Genomic DNA, 15,258 nt, shown 5'->3' with positions numbered 1-15,258 from the left:
CCATCTTGCTGGAATAAACCAACAAGTAGCCGTCTCTGATCGGCTAGTCAACAAATCGGGATGGCAATATAAAGCAAAGCGTGCCAAAATCAGCGACGAAAACGGCCCATGTCGTTAGCCTGTCATGAAATGCTGGCAAACTGCCGCTGGCCGCATGCCAGGCATGCAACCGATCCACCCAACACGCCTGTTGACGCGCGCATAGCGCGACTGGCATAGAGCGGTAAAAAGTTATCAACATGGCACCTTGGCCGGCCGGCAATCCTGGCTTACGCCGGCAAGCCAAGGTCGCACGCAGTACAGCGGGACAGCAATGCCAAGCGAAACCTGTACAGTTGCTCGGTATCGCCGCATCAACTGATCAATTTGAAAACTCTGTCGTATCGAAGGTAAGCGAAGTTATGACCAAAACTAATAAATCGACCCCGGCCGCCAACCAAGACATCCCTCTCATCAGCGAAGATCACATTCGCGCCATGAGCGAAGATGACTACATGAATCCGGCACAACTGGCATTCTTCAAGGCGCGTCTGCAGCAGCTCGAAAAAGACCTGCTGAAAAACGCCGGCGAAACCACGGAACACTTGCGTGAAACCGTGCTCGTACCGGACCCTGCCGACCGCGCCACCATCGAGGAAGAGCATGCGCTGGAACTGCGCACGCGCGACCGCGAGCGCAAATTGCTGAAGAAAGTACAGCAATCGATCGCCAGCATCGACGCCGGCGACTATGGCTGGTGCGAAGAAACGGGCGAGCCTATCGGCATCCCGCGCCTGATCGCCCGTCCGACGGCCACCCTGTCGCTGGAAGCCCAGCAACGGCGCGAACTGAAGCAAAAACTCTACGGCGACTGATCGCCCCTCCCCTTGCGCGGCCGCCCCGGCGGCCCCGCGATGGCGATAAAAAGCACACAACCCCGGTTGCGTGCTTTTTTTTCGTCCCGCGCCGACTACACTGAAGCAAGCACGGCAGCGGCAAGTGCCGCTTGCAATTGCCTTTTCCATCCCCACTTTTGAAGCATGGGCGCGCAATCGCATGGCCTTGCACGCATCGGCACGAATTTTTTGAGGTCACTATGGAACAATTTCACGGCACCACCATCCTCTGCGTCCGGCGCGGCAAGCAAGTCGCCTTGGGCGGCGACGGCCAGGTAACGCTCGGCAACATCGTCATGAAGGGCACGGCCCGCAAAGTGCGTAAGTTGTATCAGGGCAAGGTCCTGGTCGGCTTTGCCGGCGGCACCGCCGACGCTTTTACCCTGCTCGACCGCTTTGAAGGCAAGCTGGAAAAACACCAGGGCAATCTGCTGCGCGCCTCCGTCGAACTGGCCAAGGACTGGCGCACCGACCGCGTGCTGCGCCGCCTGGAAGCGATGCTGCTGGTAGCCGACAGCGAATCGACCCTGGTCATCACGGGCAATGGCGACGTGCTGGAACCGGAAGACGGCATCGGCGCCATCGGCTCGGGCGGCACCTACGCCCAGTCGGCCGCCAAGGCGCTGCAGGAAAACACGGACTTGTCGCCGGCCGAGGTGGTCAGGAAATCGCTGACCATCGCCGCCGAGCTGTGCATTTACACGAACATGTCCCACATCATCGAAACCCTCGACTAAGAGTCCCCGAAAAAACGCCCATGGCTGCGTTGCATGGCCTGGGCGTACAAAAACGTACTGCCTGCGGCCACGCGCCTTGCCCTGAACGTTTTTCGGGAACTCTACGCAAAGAATAGAAAGCCAACTATGATCATGAACATGACCCCGTCGGAAATCGTTACCGAACTCGACAAGCACGTGGTGGGCCAGGCCAAGGCCAAGCGCGCCGTCGCCATCGCCTTGCGCAACCGCTGGCGCCGGCAGCAGGTGGCCGAGCCCCTGCGCCATGAAATCACGCCCAAGAACATCCTCATGATCGGCCCCACGGGCGTCGGCAAGACGGAAATCGCGCGACGCCTGGCCAAGCTGGCCGAGGCGCCGTTCATCAAGATCGAAGCGACCAAATTTACGGAAGTGGGTTATGTGGGCCGCGACGTCGACACCATCATCCGCGACCTGATCGACATCGGCATCAAGCAGACGCGCGCACTGGAAATGAAGAAAGTGCGCGCACGCGCCGAAGATGCGGCCGAAGACCGCGTAATCGACATCCTCGTGCCGCCGGCGCGCGACTTCGGCTTCACGCCGAATACAGCCGCGGCCGTGGATGCGGGCGGCAGCGGCGACAGCACGCGCCAGACCTTCCGCAAGCGCTTGCGCCAGGGCGAGCTCGATGACAAGGAAATCGAGATCGAGCTGGCCGAGGCAGGTCCGCAGATGGAAATCATGGCGCCGCCAGGCATGGAAGAAATGACGGAACAGATCAAGTCCATGTTCTCGGGCGTGGGCGCGCAGCGCAAGAAGGCGCGCAAGGTCAAGATCAAGGAAGCCTTGAAACTGCTGGTCGAGGAAGAAGCGGCCAAGCTGCTCAACGAAGATGAGCTGAAACAGAAGGCCATCCAGAACGTCGAGCAGAACGGCATCGTCTTCCTGGACGAGATCGACAAGATCGCCTCGCGTTCGGAATCGGGCGGCGCCGACGTTTCACGCGCGGGCGTGCAGCGCGACCTGCTGCCGCTGGTCGAAGGCACGACCGTCAACACCAAGTACGGCATGATACGCACGGACCATATCCTCTTCATTGCCTCGGGCGCGTTCCACCTGTCGAAGCCGTCGGATCTGATCCCGGAACTGCAGGGGCGCTTCCCCATCCGCGTGGAACTGGAATCGCTGTCGATCTCGGACTTCGAGCGCATTTTGACGAGCACCGACGCCTGCCTGACGATGCAGTACGAAGCCTTGCTGGCGACGGAAAACCTGAAACTGCAGTTCGCGCCGGAAGGCATCACGCGCCTGGCGGAAATCGCCTATTCGGTCAACGAGCGCACGGAAAACATCGGCGCGCGCCGCCTGCACACGGTGATGGAAAAGCTGCTGGAAGAAGTGTCGTTTACGGCCAGCGAAGGCAGCAGCAGCTCGGAAAACCTGCTGGTGATCGATGCAGCCTACGTCAACGAACGCCTGGAAGCGCTGTCGGTCAACGAGGACCTGTCGCGCTACGTGCTGTAAGAAAGAAGGGGGAAACCGATGGCAAACAAGGCATTGGCGACGCGGCAGAAAATGCAGTTCCGCGTCGAACCCTCGCAAAAACCGCGCAACCCGGTCGCCACTGCAGCCCTGCAGCGCACCGCCGGAGCGCACGTGAAAACCGTCTCAGGCCAGCGCCAGCAGGAAAAGCGCCTGCTGGCGAAACTGCTGTTGAAAGTCGAAACGGACAAATAGGCCGCCCGCGGACACCCCGTTCTGGGGGCGTCCGCCATCAGGCCACTCTCTGCAGCGGCAGCATCCCCTTAAAAACGATAGGACGCGCCCAGCGAAAACATGTCGACCTTGGTCGTTTGCTTGCTGTTGTACTTGACGGGCACGCGGTCCCAGTCGAGGTGCAGCGACCAGTTCTTGTTCAGCGCATACGCCGCGCCGATGCCGTAGGTCAGGCCGATCTTGCTCTTCTTGTCCGAACCGCCGCTCAGATAATCGACCTTGCCCTGCGTGTAGGCCGCACCGGCGCGGCCGCTCAGTGTAAACGCGTCAAACTGGTAACCGAGCACGCCCTGCATGCCGAGGCCCGTGAACTTGCCGCGGCCAGCGCGCTTGCCGGCGTCCGTGTCGAAGCCGGACTTGACCTCGCCCCCCATGTACCCCACCAGTTCAATCGAAGGCACGGCCACGCCGCCCTGAAACGGCAGCGCGTCGAAACTGTAACCCACGTAGGCCTTGCCATTGCGCTTGCTGCTTTTGTCGCAATCGCTTTGTCCGGCGATGCAATCGAGGCCGCTACTGGCGCGAAAGCCATAGCTGGCGCCCGCATAGATGGGACCCGGTGCAGGCTCGGCTGCGTTGGCGTGCAAGGGAGCGATGGTGGCCAGCGCCAGCAGCGCTGCGGGGAAACGGAAAGATGGGAACATGGATAACCTCTACAAGTGGATGGATTGCCTGGTTGTAGCGCGCTGCGCGAGCCACAAGCGGGAGTGTCATCGCTTTTGCCGAAAAGTACTATCATCTTGTGCAAAGTGCCATTAACGGCTACATTCGGTACCGTCACCCGCTACCAAACTTGTAAAAAAGGATATCCCGTGAGTTCACCTGAACTGGTTTTGCGCGTGCTGCGCACCCAACTGCGCGCCGCCGGCATCACGTACAAGGTATTGGCCGAACGCATCGGCATGAGCGAGTCGAGCGTCAAGCGCATGTTTGGCCAACACGACATGTCGCTGTCGCGCCTGGCCCTGATCTGCAAGGCCTCGGGCATCGCCATGGAAGACGTGCTGCGCGGCGCGGCCGACATCACGCCGCATGCCGACACGCTCACCCTGGTGCAGGAAAAGTCGCTGGTGGCGCATCCGCGCCTGCTGCTGGTGGCGATCTGCTGCCTCGGCCACTGGAGCCTGGAGCAGGTGGTGGAAACGTATGCGCTGACGCAGGCCGAATGCATCGGCTGCCTGGCCGAACTGGACCGACTGGGCTTGATCGAACTCAAGCCGCTGAACCGCTACAGCCTGCGCGTCTCGAACGCCTTCCACTGGTTGGCCGACGGCCCGGTGCAGCAGTACTTCCGCGAACACGTGGTGGCCGATTATTTCAGCGGGCATTTCGACGGCGCCGGCGAAACCCTGATGTGCATCCCGGCGCGACTGTCGCTGTCGAGCGCGCAGGAGCTGGTGCAGAAGATCCGCCAGCTGGCCGAGGAACTGGCGCGGTTGCACCAGAACGACCGGCGCCTGGCACCCGCCGAGCGCGATGGCTTTACCCTGCTGCTGGGCTTTCGCTCATGGGAATTTGCCGCCTTCACGGCCCTGCGCCGCAGTACGGCATCCACCGCCCCGGCGGCGCCCTACCAGACCGGTCCCAGGAACAGATAAAACGTGCTCTCGCCGCCCTTCGATGCGCCCGAGGCCACGTACACGGGACCGAAGCGCGTATCGACGGAAATGAAGGCGCTGCCGGCTTGCGTGAACTTGGTGGATTTCCAGCGCTCGCTCTGATCGAAGCCGCCGCCCATCTCCAGCGAAAAGCCGGCCCGCACGGCGCCGCCCAGGGTGCTGGGCAGGGAACCGATGCGGCGCGCCATCACGAAGCGCGCCAGGGCCACGCTGCGTCCCGTCACCGACTCGAACTGCGTGCCGGACAGGCGCAGGAAGCCGCCCAGGCTGAGCGGCGCCTCGCCCCGCTGCGCGCGCGCCCATTCGCCATACACGTGGCCGGCCCAGTTGCCGCGGCTAAAAGCCTGCATGCCGGTGATGGAAGAGCGGCCCAGGGCCGCTTCGCCCGAACCCGTGCTCGAATCGCGCGTCCAGGTGGCATCCACCAGCATGCCGCGCGTGGGGAAACCCGGTGAATCGAGCGTATCGACGCGGAGCTGCACAAACTGGGTGGTGCCCAGTGCGCGCGATTCCGGCAGCGTAGGGTCGGCCGGAATCGCCAGCCTGCCCTTGACCTCCGTGCGCGTGACGCCAAACCGCAGATCGCCCCAGGTCCCGAACTGGCGTCCCAGTACCAGCGCCGCCGTCTGGCCGTTATATGTCACACGGGAGCTGCGCCGGCCCTTGTCGAACAAATCCATTGCCGACGAGCTGTACTGCAGTTCCGGCGCGATATACCACGGGTTGCCGGCCCCCAGCGGCTGCCAGAACTGCACGCCATAACCGCGCTCATTGCCGATCTGCGCCATGCTGCGCAATTCGCCGCCCCAGCTGTTCAAGTTCGAGCGCACGTGCAGCAGCTTCAGGGCAAAGGTATTGCTGTCCCTGAAATCGCTGGCCATTTCCAGGCCCACGCGCAGGCGGTTGCTGGCCCATGGCGCTTCGACCGCCTTGATGTTGACCGTGCGCTGGTCGCCCGCGTCGACCACTTCCGTCTCCACGCGCGCCACGTCGCCACGGCCATACAGCCTGGCGGCCGCCTTGAGCACATCTTCCTGACTGACCGGCTGCCCTTCCACCAGGCCCGATTGGGCCTGCAGGATGCGCGGATTGATATCGCCTTCGCTCTCCACGGCCAGGCGCGTGAGCGGCAGGGCCACGTCCAGCAGGGCCGGCGCCGCCAGGCGCAGCTGCTCGCGCGCCGCATACTGTTCCGGCGGCAGGGCCAGCGGCGCCAGGCGGGCGGCCAATGCCTGCGCCGCCTGTTCGCCGGCGCGCATGGCGCGCGCATAGTTTTCAAAGTCGAGGAAACTCACGCCCGTCAGGTCGGGCGCCACGAGGATATCCTGCGATTGCAGCTCCTTGAGCGAGCGCTGCACGTTCTGCTCCGTGAGGATCTGCAGCATCTGCTGCGCCACGCCGATGGCGCTGCCCAGCTCTTTTTCCGGCGCCAGCGGCGTACCTACGTTGACGGCGATGATGACGTCGGCGCCCATGGTGCGCGCCATGTCGACGGGCAGGTTGCGCACCAGGCCTCCATCGACCACCAGCCGGTTGTTTACGCGCACGGGCGCGAACACGCCCGGCACGGCCAGCGAGGCGCGCATCGACAGGAACAGCGGCGTGTCGACCAGTTCCACCAGTTCGCCATTGACCAGGTCCGACGCCACCGAGCGGAAGGGCAAGGGCAGTTGGCTGGCGGGACGGTCGCGCATGCCGGCCGGCAGCAGGCGGTTCAAGGCCATTTCCAACGCCGCATTGCTGGCCGCCGCCGGCGGCGTGGAAATGCCGTTGCGGCTGGCGCCAAACTCGATGCGCGACGGCAGCAGCAAATCTTCCTCGCGGCGGCGGAACGCCAGTTCGTCGCGCGGCGGCCGGTCGGCCACCACGCGCGCCCAGTTGGTCTCGCGCGCCATCTTTTCCAGGTCCGCCACGGAAGCGCCGGCCGCATACGCGCCGCCCACCACGCCGCCCATGCTGGTGCCGACCACCATGTCGATCGGCACGTGCAGCTCCTGCAGCACTTTCAAGACGCCGATATGCGCGAGGCCGCGCGCGCCGCCGCCCGACAGTACGAGGGCGATGCGCGGGCGGGCCGGCGCGGAGGCAGGAATGGCCACGGTGGAAACGGGGGAAGGCGTGACGGCGGGAGCGTCGGCTGCGGCGCCGGCTTGCGGCAAGGCGCACAGCGCCGCCACGCAGCCCGCCAGGACGGCACGGATCGAGAACATGAAGACTCCAGTCGCGATGGCGGCACGGCGCCATCGGCAAAATACGATAAGAACGGCGTTAATTCGACGGCGGCGTGCTGGTGGTGGTCACCTGCGGCGCGGCCGGCATGACGGTGGCCGGACGCTGCTGCTCCATCGGCAGCGGCGGCGGCACCAAATTCGATGCCGGCGCCGGGGCCGGTGCCGGCGTTGGGGCGGCGGACACAGGCCCCGGCAAGGCCAGCGCCTTGTCGTCGGCCACCAGGTCGATGCGCTTGCTCACGCCGCCATCGCGCAGCAGCACGTGGCGCGCATGCACTTCCAGCACCGTCACGCCGGGCACCACCTCGGCGCCTTCCGGCAACGCCACGGACGGCTTGCCATCGGTCGAGATGATGGCCACGCTACCGCGGCCATTGCCGGCGGCGACCACACCCTTGAGCTGGTAATTGCTGGCCGTGGCCACGCTGACCTGGCCGCCGAACAGCGAGGCGCCCGCCTCCACGCTGGCATCCTGCACCACCGGATTGGGGGGCGGATTGATGGGGCGCTGCGGCGCCTTGAACAGCTGCATGGCCCAATAGGCCAGCGATACGGACAGCGCCACGACGGCGAGCAAACTTGTAAATTGAGGCAAACGCTTCATGGCTTCCTTGGGTTTCTTATCTGACGAGCTGATTGATTTCGATAATCGGCATCAGCACGGCCAGCACGATCAGCAGCACCACCACGCCCATGGCCAGGATCAGGGCCGGCTCCAGCAGGCCGGCGATGGTGAGCGTGCGGCGTTCCAGGTCCTGTTCCTGCGCGCTGGCGGCGCGTTCCAGCATGGCCGGCAGCTCGCCCGTGATTTCACCCGCGCGTATCATGTGGATCAGCATCGGTGGAAAATGCTTTTGCGCCGACAGCGCGCGCGCCAGGCTGACGCCCTCGCGCACGGCGCCGCTGGCCTCCTGCACCAGTTCCTGCATCGCCACGTTGGTGAGCGTGTCGCGGCTGGTGTCGAGCGCGCGCAAAATCGGCACGCCGGACCCCGTGGTGATGGCCAGGGTGCTGGCAAAGCGCGCCGTATTCAGGCTGCGTTCGAACTTGCCGTACAGGGGCGCCGTCAGCAGCCAGGTATGCCAGCGCCGCTTCAGGGCCGGCTGCTGCAGTGCGCGGCGCCAGGCGAACCAGGCGCCGATCAGGGCAATGGCCACGACGATGCCATAGTTGCGCACGAAGTCCGACAGCGCCAGCATGATCACGGTGAGCATGGGCAGCTTTTGCTTCGTATTGGCGAACACGGAAACGATCTGCGGCACCACGTAGGTAAGCAGGAAGATCACGATGGAAAACGCCACCACGGTGACGATGGCCGGATACGTAAACGCCAGCTTGACCTTCTGCACCAGCGCATTGCGCCGCTCGATGTAGTCGGCCAGGCGCGAGAGCACGCGCGACAAATGGCCGATCTGCTCGCCCGACGCCACCAGCGCCCGATAGATCTCGGCGAAATCGCGCGGATGACGCGCCAGCACGTCGGAAAACGCGGCGCCGCCGATCACTTCCGAACGGATCGAGGCGATCAGATCGCGCAGATACGGCCGCTCGGCCTGTTCCAGCAGCGCGGAAAACGCCTGCTCCAGCGGCAGGCCCGCTTCCAGCAAACTGGCCAGCTGGCGCGTAAACAGGGCCAGCTCGGTGCTGGACAGGCGCTCGCCGAAGCCGCGCCGCTTGGTCACGCCGGCGGCGTCGACCTGCGCGGCGATCGGCTCGACGGCCAGCGGCACCAGGCCTTGCACGCGCAGCTCGGCGCGCGCGGAACGGGGACTGTCGGCATTGAGCACGCCCTTGCGGGTGGCGCCCTGCGCGTCGACGGCTTCATAGCGGAATGCGGGCATGGTGGCGGGCCTAGTCTTTGGTCACGCGCAGCAATTCAGCCTGCGTGGTGGTGCCGTCGCGCAGCCAGCGTTCGCCATCGTCGCGCATGCTCGTCATGCCGTCCTGCAGGGCCACCGTGCGCACTTCCGCTTCCGACGCGCGGTTGTGGATCTGCGCGCGGATCTGCTCCGTCGTGCGCAGCAGTTCGTACACACCGACGCGGCCCTGGTAGCCCGTCTGGCCGCAATGCTCGCAGCCGACCGCCTGCCAGTACTGGCCATCGAAGGTCTTGCACGAACCGCACAATTTGCGCACCAGGCGCTGCGCCAGCACGCCCAGGAGCGACGACGACAGCAGAAACGGTTCAATGCCCATGTCGAGCAAGCGCGTGACGGCCGCCGAGGCGTCGTTCGTGTGCAGGGTCGCCAGCACCAAGTGGCCCGTCAAGGATGCCTGCACGGCGATCTGCGCCGTTTCCAGGTCGCGGATCTCGCCGATCATGATCACGTCCGGGTCTTGCCGCAAGATCGCCCGCAGCGCCTTGGCAAAGGTCATGTCGATGCGCGGGTTGACCTGCGTCTGGCCCACGCCGGCGAGGTCGTACTCAATCGGGTCTTCCACCGTCAGGATATTCGTCGTCGTCGCGTTGAGCATCGACAGCGCCGCGTACAGGGTGGTCGTCTTGCCCGAGCCGGTGGGGCCCGTGACGAGCACGATGCCGTGCGGCTGCGTGATCAGGCCATCGAACTGCCCCAGCATGGGCGCGCTCATGCCCAGGTGCTGCAGGTCGAGACGGCCCGCTTCCTTGTCCAGCAAACGCAATACGGCACGTTCGCCATGCCCGGTGGGCAGGGTCGAGACGCGCACGTCGACGGGTTTTCCGCCCACGCGCAAGGTGATGCGGCCATCCTGCGGCAAGCGTTTTTCGGCGATGTCGAGCTGCGCCATGATCTTGATGCGCGAGATCAGCGAGCCGTGAATGGCCTTGCGGGGGCGCACCACGTCGCGCAGGCTGCCGTCGATGCGAAAGCGCACGACGGAGGTCTGCTCGAACGGCTCGATGTGGATATCGGACGCGCCTTCGCGCAGCGCCTGCGTGAGCAGCGCGTTGATCATGCGGATGACGGGCGCATCGTCGGACGATTCGAGCAAATCCTCGATGGCCGGCACGTCCTGCAGCAGCTTGGTGAGATCCAGGTCGGCGTCGAATTCATCGGCCATCTGCGACGCATCGCCGCCGCCGCCCGCGTAGGCGCCGGCGATGGCCGCATCGAGTTCGCCGCGCGGCAGCACCGTCAGCTGGATCTGGCCGAAACGGCGCGACACTTCGGCAATCGCCGCCGGCGCCGTCGATGCGGCCACCAGCACGTCCACGGGGGCGCCGTCGACGGCGCCGGGCCGGGCCAGCAAGCCGAAGTCGCGCGCGTAGGCGTAGGGAAGCAGATTACTCATGACTGTCCCATCACTTCTGTGGCTGCTGCGGTTGCTGATATTGCTGCAGCAGCGACTGCGGCGGCGTGGCCGCGTTGGCCGGCGCGCCTGGCGGCGGCGTCGGCGCTGGCGGCACGGGACGCGTCACCATGTTGCCGCCCACGGGCTGTCCATCCTGCAGCGGCGGCAGCACCGGCGTGCCCAGGTCTTTCAGCATCAGATTGCCCGAAGCCGGCACGGCGGCCGTCTCGGCCGAACGCATGTAGTCGTAGCGGTCGGCCGCCAGGCTGCCGCTCTGTTCCTTGTTGCGCACGATGACAGGGCGCAGGAAGATCATCAGATTGGTTTTCTTGCGCTCGCGCGTCTGGTACTTGAACAGGTTGCCGATCAGGGGAATGTCGCCCAGGCCACGCACTTTTTCCGCGTTGTCGCCCGTGCTGTCTTCGATCAGGCCGCCGAGCACGATAATCTGACCATCGTCGGCCAGCACATTGTTTTCGATCACGCGGTTGTTGATGGTGATGCCGCTGACGGCTGTCGACGTGGATTTGTCCACGCTCGACGTCTCGTGATAGATGCCCAGCTTGATGGTGCCGCCTTCGGAAATCTGCGGACGCACCTTCAGGGTCAGGCCCACCTCCTTGCGGTCGATGGTCTGGAACGGATTCGTGTTGGTGCCGGCCGTGCTGGTGTACTGGCCCGTCAGGATAGGCACGTTCTGGCCCACCTTGATGGTCGCCAGCTCGTTGTCCAGGGTGATCAGGTTCGGCGTCGACAGGATATTCGCGTTGCCGTCCGATTCCAGCGCATGCGCCACGGCGCCCAGGCCCAGCGCGCCGTTGATCTGCTTGAAGATACCCAGGGTCAGGCCGCCCGTCGGCAGCACCTTGCCGCCGCCCAGCGCCAGCTTGGCGATATTGTTGTCGGTGCCGCCGGCGAACGACTGCAGCGCGCCTACGCGGTAGCTGCTGCTGCTGTCGCCGGAAAGCCCCAGCCACTGCACGCCGAACTCGGATGCCTTGGCCGACGTCACTTCGACGATCAGCGCCTCGATATAGACCTGGGCGCGGCGCACGTCGAGCTGGTCGATCACGGCGCGCAGGTTGCGGTAGACGGCTTCGTTGCAGGTCAGGATCAGGGTATTCGTCGATGCGTCGGCCTGGATGAAGCCTGCCGCGCCGCCCGACGACAGCTGCTGCGGCCCGTTGTTCAGCGAAGCGCCGCCCGTGGTGCCGCTTTGCGTATTGCCGCCCAGGCCAGTGCTGTTCATGCCGCTGTTGTTCTGGTTGATCTGGTTATTCGTGGCGGCGTTGCTGGTGCCCTGCTGCGCCGAAGCGGCTGTGCCGTCCGACGTCACCACCGAGCGCAGGGTCTGCGCCAGCTTCGTGGCGTCCGCGTTTTTCAGGTACACCACGTGCACATTGCCCAGCTGCGTGGTGGGCTGATCCAGCTTCGAGATCAGCGACTTGGCCAGGTTGGCGCGCGCCGCCGACGGTGCGCGCAGCACCAGCGAATTGGTGCGCGGGTCGGCCAGCACGGAAACCTTGCCCGCGTCCGCCCCTGCGGCGCCGCCCGCGTTACCGCCTTCCATCAACTTGTTCACCATCGAGGCCAGGTCGGACGCGATGGCATAACGCACGGGGATGACGTCCAGGTCCGTCGACGCGGGTACGTCCAGCGCGGCGATGATCTTCGCCAGGCGCTTGAGGTTGTCCGCGTAATCGGTGATCACCAGCGAGTTGTTGCCCGGGTTGGCGTTGATCGTGTTGTTCGGCGAGATCAAGGGGCGCAGCACGGCCAGCAGGTTGGCCGACGATTCGTAGTTCAGGTAAAACACCTGGGTGGCGATCTGGTCGCCCTTCACCTGGCTGGCGCCATTGCCCACCTGGGTCGGCACGGATTGCAGCTTGGCATCCGCTTCCGGCACCACTTTCGCATAGCCGTCGCCGGAGACCACGGCATAGCCTTGCAGGCGCAGCGCGGAGGCGAGCAGCCCGAACGCCTGCGTCTTGCTGATCGATTTTTCCGACACCAGGGTGATCGTGCCCTTGACGCGCGGGTCGATGACGAAATTGATGTTGGTGTAATGGCCCACCGCCTTGATCACCGATTCGATGTCGGCGCCGACGAAATTGAGCGCCGCTTCATCGCCGGGCGCGGCCCAGACGGGCGCCGGCATGCCGGCCACGGAACAGCACAGCAAGGCGGCGGCCGACAGGCGGCGCAGCGAGAAGGAGGAGGTAATGGGGCTCACGGATGGTTTTTTCATTGTCTGAACTCTAAGGCGATGATGTTTTTTTCGCTATTGCTACGGCGCTGTCCCAGCAAATTCAACAAACTCGCCAAGGTCTCTTCATATCCTGCTGCGGCCTGGGCCTGGCCGGAAAACTGCATGCGCCCCTGTTGCAGGCTGCCGCTGCCGTCAAGCAGCAGCGGTCCCTTGATGGAGCGCAGTGTCAACGTCGCCTGCTGCCCCTGCCAATCGAAATCGAGCTCGTAGCTGCCCAGCGGACGCAAGGACGACAGGCGCGACGCCATGTCCGTCATCTGCAAGGTGGTGCGGCCAATGGCGGAAAACTGCCGCTGCTCCAGGGCCAACTGCAAGGTGCTCCACGACAGGCGCATGCTGCCCGTCGGCGCGACGGTATTCAACGGCGCACCGAGGCCGCCGAGGCCGTCGGCCGGCAGCAGCAGGGCCGCGGGGCTGACTTGCCAGTGCGACCACGAGCCGCGCAGGTTCACCGGCTGCGACAGCGCCTGCGGGTTTTGCAGTTCCACGTCCGCCGATCCCCACAGCACCGAAGGCGAAATACGCCAGTTGAAGCGCCCCGGCAGCAGCGGCGTCACGGCGCCATTCGCGCTGGACGCCCCGCCGATAAAGGCCGAGCCGCGCCACAGGGTACCTTGCGCGTCGCCCAAGGTCAAACGTCCGCCCGTCTGTTTTTCCACGATACTGGCCACCCAGCCGGCCGGGAAAAACACCAGCAGGGTGACGCAGACGCTGACGATGATGGCCAGCAGCCAGCCAAGCAGGCGCATCATCGTGCCGCGCCCGGGCTCTGGTGCAGGGTCAGGCTGGCGTCGACCAGTCCCGCCTTGGTCTGCGCCGTGATCTTCGCTTCCTGCACGGCCACGCGACCTTCGCGGCGCAAGCCATCGAGCCACAGCATGACGCTGGCGAACGGCACGCCATTCAGCTGCACGCGCGCGTATTCTCCCGTCAGCGACAGCGATTGCGGCGCCAGGCCGCGCGCTTTCAGCGACGCGTCGAGGCTTTCACGGGCCATGGGAGCGACCTGCACGGGCGCCTGGCGCGCCAGTTCGCCCGCTTCACGGGCCAGCGCCTGCAATTGGGCCGCGTTCTGGCGCAGCTCGGGCAAGCTCTTTTGCAAGGCGATGCGGCCCGTCCAGGCAGGCTCGAAAAACACGGCGTAGACGAGGGCCAGCCCCGCCACGACGCCGCCGATGGTCAAGAGCTTGCGTTCCTGCGGCGTGCGCTCGGCCCAGAAGGCCTGCACGGCCTGCTGTTGTCCCGCCAGCGCGGCGCGCGCCTTGTTGACTGCTGCACTCATGCTTTTGCTCCCGTGGCCGGCGTGATCTTCCACACGCCCGGCGCCGTTTCATTCAAGGCCAGCTTGCGCGCGGCCAGGCCGTCGCGCACCTGCGCCTGGGCGCTGGCGTCGACCGTGTCCGGTTTCAGCTTGACGATCAGGCTGCGCTCGCGGTATTCCAGCGAGGCCACCACGCCGCGCCCGGCCAGGCCGCCCAGCGCCTCGCCCAGGGCCGCGCTCATGCTCGTGAAATCATCCATGCTGGCTTGCCCGCTTTGCAGGCGGGCGACGGCGATATTGCGCCGCATCTGTTCCGCTTCCAGGCCATACACGGGCGCTTCGTTCGGATACGCGGCCTTGAAGGTTTGCTGCATCGAGGTGCGCACGGTGGCGGCCTCGCGCTTCAGGCGCATCCATTCGATATTCATGCCGGCCAGGTTGACGATCACGGCCAGCAGCGCCAGGCGCAGCGGCCAGCGCCAGCGGCGCCACTCGGTGGCCGATCCCGTCGCCGTGCCCAGGGCACCGGCCAGATCCAGCCCCGCGCCCTTGGCGCCGGCGATCCAGTGCGCCCAGTGATCCGGCTCCACCGTCACGCCATCCATGCCGGCGGCCAGCTGTTGATATTGCGCCAGCTCGGCCTGCGCCACATAGACCGTCAGCGGCACGTCGCCGGCAAACGCGCGCGTCGTCAGCAGCGCCTGCTGCGGCTGGGCCGGCAATACGAGGCCCAGGCCCTCTTGCGGCGCCTGGCGCAAGGCCAGTTCCAGGCCGTCGCCGCTGGCCTGCAGGGCGGCCGTCACGCTACCCGGCTGCAAGGGCAGGCACAGCTGCGACGGCAGCAGCGCCACCTTGCGCGCGCCCTGCGCCAGCAAGGCTTTCACGAGGACCTCGGCCCAGGCGCGCTGCGCCACGGCCACCGTGCGCATGCCGGACGCGTCGGGCGCGCCGGCAGCCAGCAGGCAATCCTGGGCGTCGCCGAGGATATGTTCTTCCACCAGGCCCGGCAAGGCCGCGCGCAAGCGGGCGCCGGCCAGCGGCGGGGTTTTCAGGCGCAGCAGGGTCACGTCGGCCGCCGCCAGCAGCAGCAGCACCTGCTTCGCGCCGGCGATCAGCTGGCCCAGGCTGCCCAGCGGCGCGCTGCCCTGCTGCAACAGGGCGCCGCCGTCGCCGGCCAGCACGAAGGAGCAGGCAGGCGCGCTGTCGGTGGACGCCTTGGCCGGGTGACGGATATACAGTATTGTCAAAGTGAC

Annotated in this window: 14 protein-coding genes; 5 read left to right on the top strand and 9 right to left on the bottom strand. The window is 65.6% G+C overall.

Going from position 1 to position 15,258, the window contains the following annotated elements; translation table 11 throughout:
* The first annotated feature begins 401 nt into the window (after positions 1 to 401).
* From dksA to ACQ4WO_RS16255, 4 genes are all read left to right on the top strand, one after another.
* Entirely contained in the window at positions 402 to 854 is a 453-nt protein-coding gene (dksA, locus tag ACQ4WO_RS16270; protein WP_436482329.1) for an RNA polymerase-binding protein DksA, read from the top strand.
* 221 nt (positions 855 to 1,075) lie between these two features.
* On the top strand, positions 1,076 to 1,612 hold the full coding sequence (gene hslV, locus ACQ4WO_RS16265) for an ATP-dependent protease subunit HslV (protein ID WP_076565072.1): 537 nt from the start codon (positions 1,076 to 1,078) through the stop codon (positions 1,610 to 1,612).
* A gap of 132 nt (positions 1,613 to 1,744) precedes the next feature.
* Positions 1,745 to 3,100 (top strand): ATP-dependent protease ATPase subunit HslU, encoded by a 1,356-nt coding sequence (gene hslU, locus ACQ4WO_RS16260; RefSeq protein WP_070304591.1) that lies wholly within the window; start codon positions 1,745 to 1,747, stop codon positions 3,098 to 3,100.
* Positions 3,101 to 3,118: 18 nt separating this feature from the next.
* Positions 3,119 to 3,313, top strand: coding sequence for a hypothetical protein (locus ACQ4WO_RS16255; RefSeq protein WP_070220858.1), 195 nt, complete (start codon positions 3,119 to 3,121; stop codon positions 3,311 to 3,313).
* Positions 3,314 to 3,381: 68 nt separating this feature from the next.
* On the opposite strand, the gene ACQ4WO_RS16250 is transcribed toward ACQ4WO_RS16255, so the two are convergent.
* Positions 3,382 to 3,996 (bottom strand): outer membrane protein, encoded by a 615-nt coding sequence (locus ACQ4WO_RS16250; protein WP_128141010.1) that lies wholly within the window; start codon positions 3,994 to 3,996, stop codon positions 3,382 to 3,384.
* 168 nt (positions 3,997 to 4,164) lie between these two features.
* Here ACQ4WO_RS16250 and ACQ4WO_RS16245 point away from each other — a divergent pair, with 168 nt between their 5' ends.
* On the top strand, positions 4,165 to 4,950 hold the full coding sequence (locus tag ACQ4WO_RS16245; RefSeq protein ID WP_223278964.1) for a helix-turn-helix domain-containing protein: 786 nt from the start codon (positions 4,165 to 4,167) through the stop codon (positions 4,948 to 4,950).
* Here the strand turns inward: ACQ4WO_RS16245 and ACQ4WO_RS16240 are convergent.
* Genes ACQ4WO_RS16240 through gspL form a run of 8 tightly spaced genes read right to left on the bottom strand, consistent with a single transcriptional unit; the run spans position 4,923 to position 15,252 of the window.
* On the bottom strand, positions 4,923 to 7,181 hold the full coding sequence (locus tag ACQ4WO_RS16240; protein WP_436482327.1) for a patatin-like phospholipase family protein: 2,259 nt from the start codon (positions 7,179 to 7,181) through the stop codon (positions 4,923 to 4,925). The genes ACQ4WO_RS16245 and ACQ4WO_RS16240 overlap by 28 nt on opposite strands.
* 58 nt (positions 7,182 to 7,239) lie before the next feature.
* Entirely contained in the window at positions 7,240 to 7,806 is a 567-nt protein-coding gene (locus ACQ4WO_RS16235; protein WP_436482326.1) for a type II secretion system protein N, read from the bottom strand.
* Between the two features lie 16 nt (positions 7,807 to 7,822).
* Positions 7,823 to 9,043 (bottom strand): type II secretion system inner membrane protein GspF, encoded by a 1,221-nt coding sequence (gspF, locus tag ACQ4WO_RS16230; RefSeq protein WP_070304520.1) that lies wholly within the window; start codon positions 9,041 to 9,043, stop codon positions 7,823 to 7,825.
* A gap of 10 nt (positions 9,044 to 9,053) precedes the next feature.
* Entirely contained in the window at positions 9,054 to 10,475 is a 1,422-nt protein-coding gene (gene gspE / locus ACQ4WO_RS16225; protein ID WP_211548936.1) for a type II secretion system ATPase GspE, read from the bottom strand.
* 10 nt (positions 10,476 to 10,485) lie between these two features.
* On the bottom strand, positions 10,486 to 12,723 hold the full coding sequence (gene gspD, locus ACQ4WO_RS16220; protein WP_436482325.1) for a type II secretion system secretin GspD: 2,238 nt from the start codon (positions 12,721 to 12,723) through the stop codon (positions 10,486 to 10,488).
* Positions 12,720 to 13,496 (bottom strand): type II secretion system protein N, encoded by a 777-nt coding sequence (locus ACQ4WO_RS16215; protein WP_436482324.1) that lies wholly within the window; start codon positions 13,494 to 13,496, stop codon positions 12,720 to 12,722. Before ACQ4WO_RS16215 ends, gspD begins: the two co-directional genes overlap by 4 nt.
* Positions 13,493 to 14,026, bottom strand: a complete 534-nt coding sequence (locus ACQ4WO_RS16210; protein WP_436482323.1) for a type II secretion system protein M — start codon at positions 14,024 to 14,026, stop codon at positions 13,493 to 13,495. Before ACQ4WO_RS16210 ends, ACQ4WO_RS16215 begins: the two co-directional genes overlap by 4 nt.
* Positions 14,023 to 15,252: a type II secretion system protein GspL gene (gene gspL / locus ACQ4WO_RS16205; protein ID WP_436482322.1), complete on the bottom strand. Its 1,230-nt coding sequence runs from the start codon at positions 15,250 to 15,252 to the stop codon at positions 14,023 to 14,025. Before gspL ends, ACQ4WO_RS16210 begins: the two co-directional genes overlap by 4 nt.
* Positions 15,253 to 15,258: the final 6 nt, after the last annotated feature.

Source organism: Janthinobacterium aestuarii, from assembly GCF_051380835.1.
Classification (GTDB): domain Bacteria; phylum Pseudomonadota; class Gammaproteobacteria; order Burkholderiales; family Burkholderiaceae_D; genus Janthinobacterium; species Janthinobacterium aestuarii.
This window is presented reverse-complemented; position numbering and strand designations above follow the sequence as displayed.

Excerpts from the sequence above, each read along its gene's own strand:
- ACQ4WO_RS16250 (WP_128141010.1), bottom strand. The coding sequence starts at position 3,996 with ATGTTCCCATCTTTCCGTTTCCCCGCAGCGCTGCTGGCGCTGGCCACC.
- hslU (WP_070304591.1), top strand. The coding sequence starts at position 1,745 with ATGAACATGACCCCGTCGGAAATCGTTACCGAACTCGACAAGCACGTG.
- gspF (WP_070304520.1), bottom strand. The coding sequence starts at position 9,043 with ATGCCCGCATTCCGCTATGAAGCCGTCGACGCGCAGGGCGCCACCCGC.
- dksA (WP_436482329.1), top strand. The coding sequence starts at position 402 with ATGACCAAAACTAATAAATCGACCCCGGCCGCCAACCAAGACATCCCT.
- ACQ4WO_RS16255 (WP_070220858.1), top strand. The coding sequence starts at position 3,119 with ATGGCAAACAAGGCATTGGCGACGCGGCAGAAAATGCAGTTCCGCGTC.
- ACQ4WO_RS16210 (WP_436482323.1), bottom strand. The coding sequence starts at position 14,026 with ATGAGTGCAGCAGTCAACAAGGCGCGCGCCGCGCTGGCGGGACAACAG.
- ACQ4WO_RS16240 (WP_436482327.1), bottom strand. The coding sequence starts at position 7,181 with ATGTTCTCGATCCGTGCCGTCCTGGCGGGCTGCGTGGCGGCGCTGTGC.
- gspE (WP_211548936.1), bottom strand. The coding sequence starts at position 10,475 with ATGAGTAATCTGCTTCCCTACGCCTACGCGCGCGACTTCGGCTTGCTG.
- hslV (WP_076565072.1), top strand. The coding sequence starts at position 1,076 with ATGGAACAATTTCACGGCACCACCATCCTCTGCGTCCGGCGCGGCAAG.
- ACQ4WO_RS16215 (WP_436482324.1), bottom strand. The coding sequence starts at position 13,496 with ATGATGCGCCTGCTTGGCTGGCTGCTGGCCATCATCGTCAGCGTCTGC.
- ACQ4WO_RS16235 (WP_436482326.1), bottom strand. The coding sequence starts at position 7,806 with ATGAAGCGTTTGCCTCAATTTACAAGTTTGCTCGCCGTCGTGGCGCTG.
- gspD (WP_436482325.1), bottom strand. The coding sequence starts at position 12,723 with ATGAAAAAACCATCCGTGAGCCCCATTACCTCCTCCTTCTCGCTGCGC.